Here is a 16857-nt window from a genome sequence, read left to right on the forward strand (position 1 = left end):
ATGAACCATGTTGCCTTTTTACAGGCAATCGTTATCCGTTTATGTACAAGTGCTTTTAAAGCAACAGCACCTTTCGTTAAGATTCATGAATGGAAAATTGTTTTAAAAAGCGAATATCGTTCGTATAGAAATGACGAATATCATCTATTCCGTATTTAAGCATAGCAATTCTTTCCGGACCCATTCCGAAAGCAAAGCCCGTATATTTTTTCGAATCGAAACCGGCCATTTCCAACACATTTGGGTGAACCATACCGGCTCCTAATATTTCAATCCATCCAGTGCCTTTACATACGCTGCATCCTTTGCCATGGCAAATTTTACAGGAAATATCCATTTCCACAGAAGGTTCGGTAAACGGGAAAAAGCTCGGACGCAAACGAATTTCCCGATCCTCGCCGAAAAACCGTTTAGCAAACACTTCAAGCGTTCCTTTTAAATCACTCATGCGTATGTTTTCATCGACCACAAGACCTTCAATTTGAGTAAATTGATGAGAATGCGTCGCATCGTCGTTATCGCGGCGGTATACTTTTCCTGGACAAATAATTTTAACCGGACCTTTTCCTTTGTGTTTTTCCATTGTCCGTGCTTGAATAGGGGAAGTATGCGTGCGAAGCAAAATTTCCTCCGTTATATAAAACGAATCCTGCATATCGCGGGCTGGGTGATCCTTCGGCAAATTAAGCGCTTCAAAGTTATAGTAGTCTGTTTCCACTTCTTGTCCTTCCGCTACTTGATACCCCATGCTGATAAACAAATCTTCTATTTCTTCTATTATTTTAGTCAATGGATGGGCATTGCCGTTTTTGACAGGACGTCCCGGCAATGTAACATCGATCGCTTCTTCTTTTAATTGCTTTTCTATGGCCGCTTCTTCCAGCTGTTTTTGCTTTTTCTCGATTTGCTCGGCAATTTCAGCCCTCACTTGGTTGGCCAAAGCCCCGATTTTTGGACGTTCTTCTGCAGACAGCTTCCCCATTCCACGCAAAACCTCTGTAATGGGGCCTTTTTTACCTAAATAGCTGACACGAATGTCATTTAATTCTTTTAAGTCTTGAGCACTTGCCACTTTTGACAACGCTTCTTGAGCCAATTCTTTTAACTTCTGCTCCACTGTCATGCTCCTCCTTTTACATTATTTTTCCAAACGAAAACCTCGCCCCAAAGGAAAGGGACGAGGTTGGATCGCGGTACCACCCTTTTTAGCATGCCGAACCGTTCGCGGCATACTCTCTTCATACAAATAACGGCTATTGAACCGGGGCGTCTTTACATTTCCTCGGAAATGGTCCAAACGCCGACTCGAGAGGTGAACTTCGTTTGCTCTTCACATAAAAATGCTTTCAGTCACGGCATTTTCTCCCTGAATGGAAGGAAGCAAACTACTTTTCTCTGTCATTGTCTTTAACCCTATTTAAATTTGATTGGTTTCTTTAGAATGAAGTCCTTTAAAAGGATTCGTCTCTCAAAAAAGCGTTATTTTCTCTCCGCCCATTTAAGCTAAGTTCGTATTATAGGTATCATTATAGCAATTTCATTGGCAATTTCAAACCCCTTTTGTCGAATCGAGTCAGTCAAGACTTTGTGGGAATTTTTTTGGTTCGCTGAAAATAGATGTAAGTCATAGGTTAGCGAACCATTTTTTTGAATTTCATCCGTAAGCGCTTTCGGACTCTCATCCCTTGCCATGACAGACGAATATGTATACCTTTTTTTACCATCCCTTGAATTCAGACAGGGCATGATAGATCGGAGTCCCGGACGATTGCTGTAAATATGGCACGTTATTCCGCGTGATCTCCGGCCAAAGACGGCGGACGCGTTGTTTCGCCTTGTTCACGATCGTCTGTTTGGTGGATGCCGTCGACACCGTTTCCTCCGCCGGATGCGACGATTCTTCTCCTAAACGATGTCCGAAAAGACGAATCCCATCCATCCGGGCAATCATTGCCTTGAAAAACGCCCTGAGTCCCTTGTCTGTCCAACTGCGGCGGTATTTCACCCGATACGCCAGCTGGCTCATCACGCTTTCAGCCCTCCCCATCGGATACATGCCCGTTGTGTCCACTCCTTGCTCCTTCAGCCATTCCCGGTAATCACGGATGCATCCCGGCATCGATTCGATCCGGTGGATCAAGGCAGCCAGCTGTTGTTCTTTCGCTTCGTCCCCCAGCGTGCCGAGGGCGCTGTTCAGTTCCACAAGCAGCTTCTCTTCATCCTGCTTCGCCAGCTTTTGCCGAATCGCCTGCCACCGTGGATGGCCCGAGAGGCATTGGCGCAACTCACGCGCCACGTGGAATCGATCCAATTGGAAGCAGACCCGTCCTTTGAAATACTCCCGGCACGCGGTAATCCATGGAGCGCCGTCCCCGTTGATGACAAGAAGATCCCGACACGGATCATAGGCATATTCGTTCATCAAAAATTCCTCGAAGCCTTCCCACACCTCCCCCTTGCCCTCATGGACGTAATGGCGCTGATTCACGAATTCGATCCGTGAGCCGTTGCGCTTCCATCCTTCGTGAACGGTCAGGATTTTGTCTTCCTTGGCCCGTTTTCCCTTCCCTTGGCGAGAGACAAACAGTCCATCGGCCTCCACAAACAGCACCCGTCCATATCGCTGGTCAACCGGGCAGTGCAGCGGAACTTCAGCCTCGAGCACCAACTGGCGGATCGTCTCATGGCTCATCACCGGATACCCGACCATCTGGGCAAGCGTATGAGCCGCTTTGCGATAGGAAGAGCACTCCACAGCCAATCCCATCGCCGTTTCTTCTAGACAAGGGCTGATTGACTGCGATCCATCAAACGCTAAAAAGGAATCAAGCAAAAACGTGTAACGGTTTTGTTCTCGGTCTAAATAGTAGTTTCGCTCAAAGGTAACTTCGCCAAACAAGGTTTGAATCGTGGTGCGTCGTTTGTCTTTCAAGTGGTACCGGCGCTTGTCCCGGGTTTCCGCCAATTGTCGGTCGATGTCCTCCAACAGAGCCGTAAACAGCTCGGTGAAGGCGTTTTGCAAGGCTCGAAACAAATCAAGTTCGATCTCTTTCCATGTCAACGAATTTGTGGTAAGATGTTGTTGAATATTCATAGGACTCTCTCCTCCTGTTTGATGGTGTGAACAATGATCATCTTACCAGGGAGAGAGTCCTTTTTTCATGTTTCCTGCTTGGGATCCTACCGCGCTTTGCTTGGTGGCCCCGATGAGGGGGATTGCGAACCTACGTTCCCAACCCCCTCATCGGGGAATTCTAAGAATTTCTCCCACAAACATTTTACTCACACTGTCGAATCCAAAAAGTGATACAGCAAAATGCCGGCTGCAACTGCTACGTTTAGCGATTCGCTTTTCCCGTAAATCGGTACATATACATTGTGATCGGTTAATGATAATAACTCTTGCGAAACGCCGCTGCCTTCGTTGCCGACCAATACAGCAAATCCTTTAGAAGGCTGGATATCCCGATAATTTTCTGCATTTTGCAAAGCCGTCCCATAAACAGGTACACCCTTTTTTTGAATCAAGCTGATCGCTTCTTCTAAAGGTGACTGTACGATGTCGACATGAAAATGGCTTCCTTGGGCAGCTCTTAATACCTTCGGATTATAGGGATCGGCGCTTCCTTTTCCTAGTACGACCGCATCGATTCCCGCCGCATCCGCTGTCCGTATCATCGTCCCGATATTTCCGGGATCTTGAACACGGTCAATCAGCAAAAAGGTCGTACCTTGTTCAAGAGCGTTTTTCGAATCCCGTTTTTTGCAAACGGCAAAAATCCCTTGCGTCGTTTCCGTCTCAGCCAGAGATTTCGCCACTTCTGCTGTCACAATCGTGATCGGAATACCGTCCATATTCCATTTTGCAGGCAAAACAATGTTTTCCTCCATAATGATTTCTTCTATCTCATTTTTATAGGAAAGTGCCTCTTCAACTAAATGGAATCCTTCCATCATATATCGCCCGGTTTTATCTCGTTCTTTTCTCGTCGCCAGCTTCCTCCACTGCTTGACTTGTGGATTTTTAACGGATTGGATCACTTTCACTTTTTTCTCACCTTTCGACCATAGAATTCAATTACATCATTATAGCATAATGTCCGCGACGCCGCGCATGATCCACGATCAGCTAGATATGATTTTTGCCAATCAACCGCTTTGAAAAGAGAGGACTCCCTTCTTTTCCTATAATCAAATGAAAAGGAACTTACCTTTCAAATGGGCTTTTGGCAGAATGATTTATTTTTCTTACATAGCCTAAGCAATGAAGGGGAAAATAGACATGAAAGTATGTGAAAGGAGAGGAAATGCATGAATTTGGATTTGCGAAAGGCCATCCTTCATAATGTTTCCGGCAATACGCCTGATCAGTTGGAAGATACCATCGTGGATGCCATTCAAAGCGGAGAGGAAAAAATGCTCCCCGGACTCGGTGTACTATTTGAAGTCATTTGGAAAAACGCCAGTGAAAAAGAAAAGCAGATGATGCTCGATACTTTATCCGCGGGACTGAAATAAAACAAAGCTTGAATAAAAAAACTTTACGGGATTTTCCTTACGGCTCATGATCGCCAATCATTCCCAGGGATCCATCTCACTATATTATTCGCTCATTTTCATTGGAACTTAAACATTCTTCTTTTGTGTTCATACTTGGCTTCCAATTGAATCTGAATCGTCTTATCCTTTCATCGCTTATTTCATGATGAAAGCAGCCACCTTTCTAGCAGAAAGGTGGCTGTTTTGCCACTTATACGATCATTTTCTGTCAAATTGATAAAAAGATTAATCAAATGTGATTTTATTGACAGCCTCGCGGTCGAGACGAAGAATCACTTCTCCAATCAACTTCACAGCATTTTCATAATCATCGCGATGCAGAAGCGCGGCATGGGAATGAATATAACGGGTCGCGATCGTAACCGATAACGTCGGTACTCCTTGTCCGGTCAGATGAATCGATCCGGAATCAGTGCCGCCGCCGGCAATGGCATCAAATTGATAAGGGATATTTAATTCATCTGCTACATTGGTGACAAAATCGCGCAATCCTTTATGGGAGACCATGGAAGCATCGTATAAAATGATTTGCGGTCCTTTTCCCATTTTGCTTTGTGCTTCTTTTTCCGAAACGCCCGGAGTGTCTCCGGCAATGCCGACATCAACACCGAAAGCAATATCGGGCTGGATTTTTTGAGCGGCTGTTTTCGCGCCGCGCAAACCTACTTCTTCTTGTACCGTACCTACTCCATACACGATATTTTCATGTTTTTTATCTTTTAAATATTTTAGCACTCCTATGGCAATGGCAAGGCCGATGCGATTATCCCAAGCTTTGGCAAGAAGCATTTTTTCATTGTTCATCACGGTGAATTCAAAATAAGGAACCACCATATCTCCGGGGCGAACCCCCCACTCCATTGCTTCTTCGCGGCTTGAGGCGCCAATATCAATAAACATGTCTTTGATTTCGACCGGTTTTTTCCTCGCTTCCGGCGATAAAATATGCGGCGGTTTGGACCCGATAATGCCGGTAATGTCGCCTTTGTTTGTCACTACCGTCACCCGTTGGGCAAGCATGACTTGGGACCACCAGCCACCGACTGTTTGAAAGCGCAAAAAACCTTTCTCGTCAATTTGCGTCACCATAAAACCGACTTCATCTAAGTGGCCCGCAACCATAATTTTAGGGCCTTTCTCGTTTCCCACTTTTTTCGCAATTAAGCTTCCAAGATGATCAGTGGTAATTTCATCCGATAATGGCTCTATGTATTTTCTCATGACTTCGCGTACTTCCCGTTCATTTCCCGGGATCCCTTTCGCGTCAGTCAACTCTTTTAGCATAATTAACGTTTCATCCAATTTCGGCATGGGACGCCCTCCTTTTTCATAAGCTTTATTCTTTAAATTATATAGAAAAATGGAAAACAATACAAAACTTTTACCTAATATCCTTCGCGCTGCCTTTTATAATTTACTTCATTTTTCTCAATGTATGCACGTTCTATATCTTCTGTTGAAAAGCCTAACATGTTTGCCAACAGAACGTATTCCTCCCACGCTTTTTCATAAGAAGACAATGTTTTTTCCTTTTTCAGATGATGGAAAGCTTCGTAAACTGCCAGAAATTGGTCCGTTAAATCATTGGAAGTAGAAGTGGGATCCTTGATTTGTGTAAAAGAATCAAACTTGAGCTCCAAGCCGATCGATAGCAGAAAATGAATCCCGTCTACATATTCTTCTAAAATGATCTCTTTTTCACTCGGCCCTTTTTTGCTCCAAAATTTAAAACATCTCGTCTCATTTGCAAGCTCTCCCAATTCGACTAAAAGGGCAAGCAGTTTGTGGCTGAGCAAGTTTTCATTCGCGACATGATTTTCTTGTTCAATGTATTCGTCCAGAGCTCTTTGCATGTCATATAATTTTGACAGGTTCATCGTCTGACCCCTTTCTTTTTGTCTTCTTCGCCATTATATCAAAGAAGTGAGTATGACAGCATTTTCGTTTCCAAGCGGAAAGATTGTCTTCTATCCATAGAACAAACGAAAAAGGCTTCATGAAGGGCAACATTCGACATTTTGTCGGTAAAAACAATAACAATAAACAAAACACCCATTCTTTTTTCAGAATGGGTGTTGAATGTTTTTTTCTTATTTTTGAAGTTGTGCTTTAGCAGTATCCGCTAATTGAGCAAATGCTTTTTCATCGTTTACTGCAAGGTCAGCTAGCATTTTGCGGTTTACTTCAATGCCGGCAAGTTTTAAGCCATGCATTAAACGGCTGTAAGAAAGTCCGTTCAATCTTGCAGCAGCGTTGATACGCGTAATCCATAGCTTACGGAAGTCGCGTTTTCTTTGACGACGATCCCGGTAAGCATACATATAGGATTTCATTACTTGTTGATTAGCAACTTTATATAAAGTGTGCTTTGCACCATAATAACCTTTTGCCAGTTTTAGAATTTTTTTGCGACGTTTGCGAGTTACTGTACCGCCTTTTACGCGTGCCATATTATTTCCCTCCTAAAAATTCTTGTCAATCTTATTTAAGGTTGTCAAGCATATGACGAATCCGTTTAAAATCTCCGCTTGATACAATAGCAGATTTGCGAAGTTTCCGTTTTTGTTTCGTAGATTTATTTGCAAATAAGTGGCTAGTGTAAGCATGAGAACGTTTTAATTTCCCAGAACCAGTCTTTTTGAAACGCTTTGCAGCGCCGCGGTGAGTTTTCATTTTTGGCATTGTGAATTCCTCCTATCAAGTTGTTACTTTTCAGATTTTGGCGCCAGAACAATAAACATGCTTCTGCCGTCCATTTTCGGCTTAGTTTCGACTGTCGCCACATCATCGCAGGCTTCAGCAAAACGATCAAGCACCTTTTGTCCCAGCTCTTTATGCGTGATGGCGCGCCCTTTAAAACGAATGGACGCTTTCACTTTATCGCCCTTTTCTAAAAACTTGCGGGCATTACGAAGCTTCGTATTAAAATCATGTTCTTCAATCGTCGGGCTTAGGCGCACTTCCTTGACGTTGATAACCTTTTGTTTCTTACGGGCTTCTTTCTCTTTTTTCTGCTGCTCAAATTTGTACTTGCCGTAATCCATAATTCGGGCAACAGGCGGTTTGGCATTAGGGGCAACCAAGACTAAGTCGAGATTGGCGCGGGCCGCAATTTCCAAAGCTTCATTTTTTGATTTAATGCCCAATTGCTCGCCGTTTTGGTCGATGAGACGGACTTCACGAGAACGAATGCCCTCGTTTACGATCATGTCTTTGCTAATAATGAGCCACCTCCAAAAATTTTTCAGGGAATACACCTTGTAAAAACAAGCTACAGAAAGGGCTTAGGAGTCGGGAAAGCATAAAAAAATGCGGGTATACAGAAAACCCGCATAAAAATGGATCAAGCCATATGATTTCGATTGACTCCGTTTAACCTGCCAACAGCTTATAGGCGTCAGTTCAGGTGAGAAGCGGGCTTGCTTCTGCTTGTTCTTCACGTGTATTCTATTCCATTGTCGCTTCAAAATATATCATATCTTTAAATATTGGTCAAATTATTTACAAATCAATCACGAACTCCATAATAACAAAGACCTTTCACAAAAGCAAGCTTTTTTCAAACAAACAAGAAAAAACGCTCAACTAGAGCTTATGTCGAAGCGGAGGATGCTCCGCTTCGTTTGATGCCATTATTTAGCTGAACGTCGGCTAACTTCTTCTTTAATCATTTGAACAAATTGCTCAAACGGGATGGTTTCAGATTGTTTTTCACCGTACTTGCGGACGTTAACGGTTTTGTTTTCGATTTCTTGATCGCCGACTACGAGCATATACGGAATTTTATGGACTTGCGCTTCCCGAATTTTATAGCCTACTTTTTCATCACGGTCGTCTATTTCCGCACGAATTCCTTCTGCCCGAAGTTTTTCTTGAATGGTTTTAGCATATTCAAAATGCGCATCAGCCGCAACCGGAATCACTTTTACTTGGACAGGTGCGAGCCAAGTTGGGAATGCCCCTTTGTATTCTTCTATTAAAAAGGCGACAAAGCGCTCCATCGTTGAAACGACGCCGCGGTGGATGACAACAGGTCGATGCGGCTTGCCGTCTTCCCCGACATATGTTAAATCAAAGCGTTCCGGCAGCAAGAAATCGAGCTGAACAGTAGAAAGAGTTTCATCTTTGCCTAGTGCAGTTCGAACTTGGACATCCAATTTCGGACCATAGAAAGCAGCTTCTCCTTCTGCTTCATAATAATCCAGACCAAGCTCATCCATTGCTTCCTTCAGCATGCCTTGGGCTTTTTCCCACATTTCGTCATCATCATAATATTTTTCTGTATCCTCAGGGTCGCGGTACGACAGCCGGAAAGAATACTCATTCAGGCCGAAATCTTTATAAACTTCAAGAATGAGGCGAACGACACGTTTAAATTCATCTTTAATTTGATCAGGACGGACGAAAATATGAGCGTCATTCAATGTCATTCCGCGCACGCGCTGTAAACCGCTCAGCGCACCTGAAAGTTCATAGCGATGCATCGTTCCAAGTTCCGCAATCCGGATCGGCAACTCTCGATAACTGTGAATGCCGTTTTTGAAAATCATCATATGATGAGGACAGTTCATCGGACGAAGGACTAACTCTTCATTGTCCATTTTCATGACAGGAAACATATTTTCTTGATAATGATCCCAGTGGCCGCTTGTTTTATAAAGATCCACACTGCCTAACACAGGAGTGTATACATGCTGGTAGCCCAGACTTTCTTCCTTGTCTACAATATAGCGCTCTATTACGCGTCGGATCGTCGCACCGTTAGGAAGCCACAACGGTAAGCCTTGTCCCACTTTTTGGGAATTCATAAACAGATCCAATTCTTTACCTAGCTTGCGGTGATCGCGTTCTTTCGCTTCTTCCAACATTTGAAGATGATGTTCCAAATCTTCTTTTTTGAAAAAGGCGATTCCATAAATCCGCTGCAGCATTTTATTGTTGCTGTCACCGCGCCAGTACGCTCCGGCAATGCTTAAAAGCTTAAATTCTTTGATCTTTCCGGTGGAAGGAACATGGACACCGCGACAGAGATCAAAAAATTCCCCTTGTTCATAAATGGTAACCGTTTCCCCTTCCGGAATGGCATCAATTAACTCTAGTTTATACTCATCGCCAATTTCTTCGTAAATTCGTTTCGCTTCTTCCCGTGTGACTTCTTTGCGGACAATCTCCAAGTTTTCTTTCACAATTTTCTTCATTTCTTTTTCAATTTTTGGCAAGTCTTCAGGAGTCAGCGGCTCTTCCAAATCGACATCGTAATAGAATCCGTCTTCGATAACAGGGCCAACGCCTAATTTCACATTTTTATATAGTCGTTTAATCGCTTGCGCCATTAAGTGTGCTGTGCTATGGCGAAGAATATCCAGCGCTTCCTTCTGATCAGGAGTAATGATTTCAATAGCACCGCTCGTTTTGATCGGTGTACGCAAATCCAAATGCTTCCCGTTCAGCTTGCCGGCGATGGCTTTCTTTTTGAGTCCAGGGCTGATGGAAGCGGCGATCTCTTCCGTTGTAATTCCTTCTGGAAACTCCTTTACAGCCCCATCAGGAAATGTAATTTTCAACATGTTTGACATTTGTCCATTCACTCCTTATTCCCATGATATTTTTTACTAGGATGATTCCATATACCGTATTCATTCTCGTTCATACGGGACGAATGAACGGAGAACATCGGCTTGCTCCTACATTCATTATCCGCGATTTGACTTTTATCCATACCAAGCCGGTGAAAAACGTTCGTCATCAGGCTCAAGCGCCAAAAGATTTTTTTGGCCAACAAAAAACCCCGTCCCTCTCATGAGGGGCGAGGTTGTTCATCGCGGTTCCACCCTGCTTTCCCGAATTTTTGCCGTTATGACTGCAAAAATTCGGCTCCAGATCAGATAACGGCTGCGGCCGTCAAGCCAATACTGAGCAATCTTATTGCCGTTCCTGGCTGCGGTTTAAAGGCGGTAAGCATTCCATTCGTGTTGGAAAAGTTTCAGCCTCGCTTTTCCTCTCTGATAAACCGTAATAGAACGCTCATGTCCTTATCATTACCTTGTGCAGTATGTTCTTGTATGTACAATATTATAGGGGTTTTTCCCGACAAAATCAAGATCTGGATGGTAAATTATTAATTGGCGGCATCTTTTGATCCAATCTTCCATTGCTCTTCCCAAAATTGACGAGCAGGAAGCAAGGTCACTCTCTCTTCAAAAATATTTTGAATCGTTCTGGAAAGCCCTGATTCCCCTTCATCCGTATACAGTCGGATGTGGCCGGGGGCAAGCGATAATAACGGCACCAATGTAAAGCAATCTACCGTCAGCGGACGGTTCACTAATAACCGTTTATCCAAAACTCTTAATAAATCATCTTGATGGAGCCTTTGAAAGCTTTCATCGTAAAAGATCGGTTCGTTTTCGTGTAAATACACTCTTAACATGGGGATTTGTTGTTCTTTCTTCCACAAAAATTCTCGTTGCATATGAATGAATACTTGATATTCCTGCTCCATTTTAAATTCATCAATAGCCAGTTCCACGTATTTGCCCACTCGATCCCAAAACGGTTTAAGCCGAAATTTAGCGAATCCATCAAAATGAACATGGGACTCATTCTCCGGCAAAGAAAGAAAAGAATCCCGCAAGAACGGTACTTCAGGAAACTCTTCCAGCAGTTGGATCAGTTCCTTTCTTTCACCGGAAAACATCTCGCAAATAATCTCCAGAATTCGTTGGCTTTCTTCTTTATCCTTGTACCAATAAGACGTTTCTAATAATTGTTTTGCCCATTGGATTCGTTTCCATTCCAACATAAATTCTATAAACACCGTGCAAATCGAACTCGAATTCCATGTCTTTTGCGGATGGCGAACGAAATACGGAGCGGTTGAAAATCGCTTTTGTTGCAGCTCAACTTTCACATGATTCTTTTTCGAGAACTCGCTCCATTTGAAAGCATCAAGCTGGTTGGAAAATAAAATTTCAATCAAGATGGCCCCCCCTTGTCCGTAAATTTTATATTTCATATATATGGGGGACCCAATGGTTTTAGAATAGACTTTCTTGCTTTGATGTTAGTACCAAATAGACAGAGCTTTGTTTTGGACATTCATTCCTTTCATAAGCATATCTAGCGAGGGGTATTGTTCATTTAGAAAAAAAGAAACCACAAGAAGGAAAGCTCCTTTGCAGCTTGTGGCTTTAAGAAGATGATTATTTGAGAGAGGAAACAAAGCTTGCATCGTTTCTTTTAAAGAGAGATGCCTACGCTTGTCAAAAAATCGTTCCTACCTTTCTCTTCTATTAGGACCATCCAATTTTACAGCGATGGTCAAAAATTTGATTCGTTCCATAATTCTGGCGGCCTTCAACTTCTCTTCTTCTCCTCTTTGCGAATGAGAAAAATGAAACTCCAGTTCATCATAATCAAAATTGGAGCTGAAAAAAGTAGGCAGTCTTTCCAAGCTGCGGTATTGAAGAATGGGGCCCAGAATATCATCTCGCATCCAGCTGGACACGGATTCTGCCCCGACATCGTCCAGCATAAGAACCGGTGTTTTTTTAATCATATCGAGTTTTTCATTGATGGAATGGTCGTTTAATGACTGCTTCATTTCTCTTACAAACTCAGGGAAATAAACAATATACGAGGGAACACCGACATTTGCCAACTCGTTGGCGATTGCTCCTAATAAATAAGATTTTCCAACGCCAAAATGCCCGTACAAATATAAACCCCTCTGTTGCTTTTGAGTATGATAGCCCGCAACAAATTCTTCGGCATATTTTAACGCTTTAATTCTCCCAGGAGTATTGAAATCGAACGTCTCAAATGAAGCCTTCAACACTTCTTTCGGAACATAGATGCTTTGAATCAATTTTTCTGTTTTCCGCTGCTCATCAAAGATGATTTTTCTTTGGCAGCGTCTGTATTCGATATCAATACTGCCCTTTCGCATGACCAGCACAGGTTCATACCCCTGCATCATATTTCTGCAATGGCTTAAATCGGGGCAGCCTTGACAACCTTTACTTTGGGTTATATATTCATACAATTTTCCTAAACTTTTATCCAAAACTTCCGAGTCCACTTCGTCTCGATGCTTTTCCAAAAAGTCGGAAACATCCGGATTTCCCAAGATATCCTTGCGCACCGCCTGGTATCTTTTGTGAAAATCGGGCGAACTGAGCCGTTTTAGCGAATCTTGGATACGTTTCATTTATGTTCACCTCCCGCCGTTTTTCTTTTCTTTAATTTTTCTTCCAGCTTCCGTTTTTCCGCCTCAAAGTCAAAATCTTCGTCCTCTTCCTTCGAGGCCGATTTTTTCGATTCGTATTCTTGAAACCAATCAGGCAGCTTTTCGATACGGACGGGCTTTTTTTTCATTTGGTTCGTTTGGTTCGTTGTCTTTTTCTGATTCGCCCACTCCAAATATTGGCGATGTTCTTTTTTGGCCAATTCCAACGCTTCTTTTACCGTCTTTATCTTCTTTCGCGCCCAATGTGCGGCCACTTTCTCCAAATAAGCCTTTGACAATTTCATATCTGTTTTTAACAATACGTACTGGATCAAAACATTAACGACACCTGGCGAGAGCTTTTGCTGGAACATAATCTCTTCAATCGCCTGCAAATCAGCTTTAGAAGGCATACTTCCCGATATGTCAATCAACAGCTGTCGTGGAGAAGTCGTTTCCAAGTATGCAATCAGCTCATCTTCAGGGCCGTCTCCTTTTGTTTCGGTCCGCAATACGGGAGGCTGCACTAAATCCACTAGTTCCGGAAGTTCAGGATTTACCCTCAACTGGTACCAATCTCTGGCTGATTTTCGTAATTGATCAATATCCACCTCATCGTTCTCATCCAATGCGCTTAAAAGAATATTCTTCATTTCCAATTCATTTATGCCATATAGATGGGATAACTTCAAAATCGTCTCTTTCACTTGCGGAGTAAGCGTTTGTTTCGGCACCATGACACTTTTCAATCCGCTTTCCAAAAGCTGAAAATCGAATTGTTCGTCATTCAGTGTAAGTCCGGGATTTTCCGGTCTTTTTAAAAATTCTTCCCCCGTTTCAGATTGGCTATCGGAAAGTGCTTCCGAATCCATAACGGCAGACGGCGAAGAAGAAAACACTTCCGGCCATGATCTTGTCACTTCTTTATAAGATTCATGTTCAATCGTTTCATTTGAAAAAAATTTCTTCAATCGCAAAAATTGAGAACGGCCAATTTTGCGATATAAAAAGACGTTCAGCATCCCATCTTGAAAAAACTGTTCAGGCGTCAGCGGCGGCAATAACTCATAAATATAGCTTCGGGAGTCTCCCATTTCTTTTACATATGTTTTTAACAATCCGATTCCTTCTAATTTTAATCGTTCATGATAAATCGTTTTTAAATTCATATTTAAAAAATTCATCAAGCCATAATGATTGGAAGTTTTGGACCAAAGCCGATTTTCCTCTGCTTGGGCCCAAAGCGTCATATATAAACTAAAACAAGCAGAGCCGATTAACGGTTGATACAGAAAGGTAAGAATTTTTCGATCGGTGTCATGAAGGATTCCGCTTAATTTGACCGAATACTCATCCACTGGTTGCAATTCATTCCAAAACGGTTTCATTTTAATCGAACCTTTCTAAACTCATTCATGTTTACGTACAGGAATTATGCGTATCTGGGGTCTCTTTTAGCTGCAGGTCGAAACGGAATGTATGCACGAGGCTAGAAGAAAAAAAGCCAGAGATTTGTTCAAACTCCAGCTTTTTATTTTTCTTTTTTGATCAGTTCTTTCAATTCTTCTAAAAATACATTTATATCCTTGAATTGGCGATAAACGGAAGCAAAGCGGACATATGAGACTTCATCCACTTTCGCCAAACGATCCATCACCATTTCACCGATTTTCTCTGAATGAACTTCTGATACACCTTCATTTCGGATTTCTTTTTCGATATCGAGCGTGATCTGTTCCAGCTGCTCAAGAGAGACCGGACGCTTCTCGCAAGCTTTAATGAGACCGCGTAATATTTTTTCTCGGCTGAATTCTTCCCGAGTATTTTCTTTTTTGATCACGATCAGCGGCAGCTCTTCCACACGTTCAAACGTGGTAAATCGATAGGAACAGCTTTCGCATTCGCGCCTTCTGCGTATCGCTCTTCCTTCATCGACCGGCCTTGAATCCACCACGCGGGTGCCGTTGTGCTGACATGCTGGACATCTCATAAAATCACTCCGTCTCATCTCAATATTCCCGCATTCTACCTAGAATGATTATATAATAATGGAGTTTTTGAACGCAATTTTTCTTTCAAAAGAAGCGACATTGCCAGAGATAAGTAAAAGGGTGCATGATTGCCATGCACCCTTGAATTTTACAATGCTTTTATATTTTGAGACTTCACTTGTACCGGGCCCATCCCTCTCGGCAATTCAATGGTTTCACGAGTCTGGGCACCTAATGCTTCAGCTATATAATCAGCAGCAATATTCGGATTCAAATCGCCGCATGTATAAACGTCAATGCTTGCATATCCGTGCTCTGGGAAGCTATGAATCGTTAAATGTGATTCTGATATAATCACTACCCCGCTTACGCCTTGAGGAGCAAATTTGTGAAATGCTACCTCTCTGATTTCTGCACCAGATTTCAATGCGGCTTCCACGAAGATTTTTTCAATTTGTTCCACATCGTTCAGTTTTTCAAATTCACAGCCCCAAAGTTCAGAAATGACATGACGACCCATTGTTTCCATTGATCGTTTCCCCCTTTTACAAAATTTTTTTCGATCAAAAGAATATTTTTAAAAGTTTTATAACTACCACGGGGGAAAGTTAGTCCGAAGAGGTCCTAACCCTTTAAGTAGTTATGATTCCATTATAAGAAGTTCACGAATCATAGTATACTTGGTTTAATATCTTTTTGCAATAATGTTTTTGTCGAATGCAGGCAAAAATCGTTTGTACCGTTAAGAAGGACCAACCCGGTTAAATAAAAAAGCTCCATATGGCATGATTTTCGGTCTCAATGGGATAGAACCTTTAGCTGGATTAAGCAAAAAACGGACTCATCCATATCATAATAAAGCTAAACGTATCCCATAAAAAAAGAGGCTGACTTTATAGGTCGCCGCCCCCTCTCCAAAGCACAAAGAGGGAGCCTGGCCCAGTCAACCCCTGTAAAACAACAGTTTCTAGCTGGAAAACATAACGAAGCTATGGTGCATCTTGTTAAACACGAAAACTAGCTTTTTTCAGTTTTTACGTTTCAACCAATTTTCATTTCAGCTTTTTTTTCCATTTCTTGCGCGACAAAAGTGGCCAACTCCACTACACGGCAGGAATAACCCCATTCATTGTCATACCAAGCCAACACTTTTGCCTTTTTTCCGCCGATGACGATCGTGGATAATCCATCGATTATGGCAGAACGTGAATCGGTATTAAAATCGATGGAAACAAGCGGTTCGGTAGTGAATCCAAGTTTTCCTTTTAAAGGACCTTGGCTGGCGGCAATAAACGCTTGATTAATTTCATCGGCCGTAACTTCCCGGCGCAAATCCACCACTAAATCCACTAAAGACACGTTCGGAGTCGGCACGCGCAGCGCCATCCCATGCAGTTTTCCTTTCAATTGCGGCAGCACAAGCGCCAGCGCTTTAGCCGCCCCTGTAGTGGTCGGTATGATGGACTGGCCGCAGCTGCGGGCTCTTCGCAAATCTTTGTGAGGATTATCAATATTTTTCTGATCATTTGTATAAGCATGAACGGTTGTCATCAACCCATTTTCGATGCCGAATTCTTCATCCAGCACTTTCGCTACCGGCGCCAGACAGTTGGTGGTACAAGAAGCATTGGAAATAATATGATGCTTTTCTATGTTTAAATCGCTTTCATTCACGCCCATGACAATCGTAACATCCTCATTTTTGCCGGGCGCCGTCAAAATGACTTTTTTCGCTCCGGCCTCAAGGTGAAGAGACGCTTTTTCACGGGAATTAAATTTGCCAGTTGCTTCAATCACGATATCTATTTGAAGATCTCCCCAAGGAAGCTCTGCTGGATTTCGGTTGTTTAATAATTGGATTTTTTTGTTGTTGACAATAATGGCGTTGTCTTCTGCTTCGACCTCTCCTTCAAACTTTCCATGATTGGAGTCATATTTAATGAGATGAGCTAAAGTAGCAGCAGGGTAGCTTGCATTAATGGCTACAATATCTAATTTTTCTTCTAAAATGGCTCTTCGTAAAAACATCCTTCCTATGCGGCCAAAGCCATTGATTGCTATTCTCGCCTTCATCATTCC

16 protein-coding genes and 2 other annotated features are annotated in these 16857 nt (G+C 42.7%); of the genes, 1 reads left to right on the forward strand and 15 read right to left on the reverse strand.

All coding sequences use genetic code 11. From position 1 onward, the window contains the following. Positions 1 to 76: 76 nt before the first annotated feature. The 3 genes from pheS to N1I87_RS13165 all read right to left on the reverse strand — a co-directional run bounded on the left by pheS (position 77) and on the right by N1I87_RS13165 (position 4047). On the reverse strand, positions 77 to 1117 hold the full coding sequence (gene pheS / locus N1I87_RS13155) for a phenylalanine--tRNA ligase subunit alpha (RefSeq protein WP_003355591.1): 1041 nt from the start codon (positions 1115 to 1117) through the stop codon (positions 77 to 79). Between the two features lie 53 nt (positions 1118 to 1170). Continuing rightward, positions 1171 to 1411: a binding site (T-box leader), on the reverse strand. A 306-nt stretch (positions 1412 to 1717) separates the two neighbouring features. Next, positions 1718 to 3094, reverse strand: coding sequence for an ISLre2 family transposase (locus N1I87_RS13160; protein ID WP_341101318.1), 1377 nt, complete (start codon positions 3092 to 3094; stop codon positions 1718 to 1720). A gap of 188 nt (positions 3095 to 3282) precedes the next feature. Next, positions 3283 to 4047 (reverse strand): TrmH family RNA methyltransferase, encoded by a 765-nt coding sequence (locus N1I87_RS13165; RefSeq protein WP_341102203.1) that lies wholly within the window; start codon positions 4045 to 4047, stop codon positions 3283 to 3285. Positions 4048 to 4311: 264 nt separating this feature from the next. On the opposite strand from N1I87_RS13165, the gene sspI reads away from it, so the two are divergent. Then, positions 4312 to 4518, forward strand: coding sequence for a small acid-soluble spore protein SspI (gene sspI, locus N1I87_RS13170; RefSeq protein WP_048623804.1), 207 nt, complete (start codon positions 4312 to 4314; stop codon positions 4516 to 4518). A gap of 267 nt (positions 4519 to 4785) precedes the next feature. Here sspI and N1I87_RS13175 read toward each other — a convergent pair whose 3' ends face one another. The 12 genes from N1I87_RS13175 to N1I87_RS13230 form a co-directional block, all read right to left on the reverse strand. After that, positions 4786 to 5871, reverse strand: a complete 1086-nt coding sequence (locus N1I87_RS13175) for a M42 family metallopeptidase (RefSeq protein WP_003355594.1) — start codon at positions 5869 to 5871, stop codon at positions 4786 to 4788. A gap of 74 nt (positions 5872 to 5945) precedes the next feature. Continuing rightward, entirely contained in the window at positions 5946 to 6437 is a 492-nt protein-coding gene (locus tag N1I87_RS13180; RefSeq protein WP_003355595.1) for a dUTP diphosphatase, read from the reverse strand. Between the two features lie 213 nt (positions 6438 to 6650). Continuing rightward, positions 6651 to 7010, reverse strand: coding sequence for a 50S ribosomal protein L20 (gene rplT, locus N1I87_RS13185; RefSeq protein WP_003355596.1), 360 nt, complete (start codon positions 7008 to 7010; stop codon positions 6651 to 6653). A 31-nt stretch (positions 7011 to 7041) separates the two neighbouring features. Next, a complete protein-coding gene (gene rpmI / locus N1I87_RS13190) occupies positions 7042 to 7242 on the reverse strand; it encodes a 50S ribosomal protein L35 (RefSeq protein ID WP_048623805.1) in 201 nt (66 codons plus the stop codon). Between the two features lie 23 nt (positions 7243 to 7265). Next, a complete protein-coding gene (infC, locus tag N1I87_RS13195; RefSeq protein WP_169799153.1) occupies positions 7266 to 7784 on the reverse strand; it encodes a translation initiation factor IF-3 in 519 nt (172 codons plus the stop codon). Between the two features lie 73 nt (positions 7785 to 7857). Beyond that, positions 7858 to 7997, reverse strand: a sequence feature (ribosomal protein L20 leader region). Between the two features lie 195 nt (positions 7998 to 8192). Beyond that, entirely contained in the window at positions 8193 to 10136 is a 1944-nt protein-coding gene (gene thrS, locus N1I87_RS13200) for a threonine--tRNA ligase (protein ID WP_341102206.1), read from the reverse strand. Positions 10137 to 10678: 542 nt separating this feature from the next. After that, positions 10679 to 11539 carry a putative sporulation protein YtxC gene (locus N1I87_RS13205; protein ID WP_341102209.1) on the reverse strand — a complete coding sequence of 287 codons (861 nt, stop codon included), beginning with the start codon at positions 11537 to 11539 and terminating at the stop codon, positions 10679 to 10681. 297 nt (positions 11540 to 11836) lie between these two features. Beyond that, positions 11837 to 12769, reverse strand: a complete 933-nt coding sequence (gene dnaI / locus N1I87_RS13210) for a primosomal protein DnaI (RefSeq protein WP_328202697.1) — start codon at positions 12767 to 12769, stop codon at positions 11837 to 11839. After that, positions 12766 to 14175 carry a replication initiation and membrane attachment family protein gene (locus N1I87_RS13215; RefSeq protein ID WP_003355603.1) on the reverse strand — a complete coding sequence of 470 codons (1410 nt, stop codon included), beginning with the start codon at positions 14173 to 14175 and terminating at the stop codon, positions 12766 to 12768. Before N1I87_RS13215 ends, dnaI begins: the two co-directional genes overlap by 4 nt. Before the next feature lie 143 nt (positions 14176 to 14318). Further along, positions 14319 to 14777 (reverse strand): transcriptional regulator NrdR, encoded by a 459-nt coding sequence (gene nrdR, locus N1I87_RS13220; protein WP_341102213.1) that lies wholly within the window; start codon positions 14775 to 14777, stop codon positions 14319 to 14321. A 149-nt stretch (positions 14778 to 14926) separates the two neighbouring features. Further along, positions 14927 to 15307: an adenosylmethionine decarboxylase gene (gene speD, locus N1I87_RS13225; protein ID WP_003355605.1), complete on the reverse strand. Its 381-nt coding sequence runs from the start codon at positions 15305 to 15307 to the stop codon at positions 14927 to 14929. Positions 15308 to 15819: 512 nt separating this feature from the next. Then, positions 15820 to 16851, reverse strand: coding sequence for a glyceraldehyde-3-phosphate dehydrogenase (locus N1I87_RS13230; RefSeq protein WP_040342004.1), 1032 nt, complete (start codon positions 16849 to 16851; stop codon positions 15820 to 15822). Positions 16852 to 16857: the final 6 nt, after the last annotated feature.

It is taken from the genome of Bacillus sp. FSL W8-0102, from assembly GCF_038007225.1.
In the GTDB taxonomy this organism is placed as follows: Bacteria; Bacillota; Bacilli; order Bacillales; family DSM-4216; genus Bacillus_O; species Bacillus_O smithii.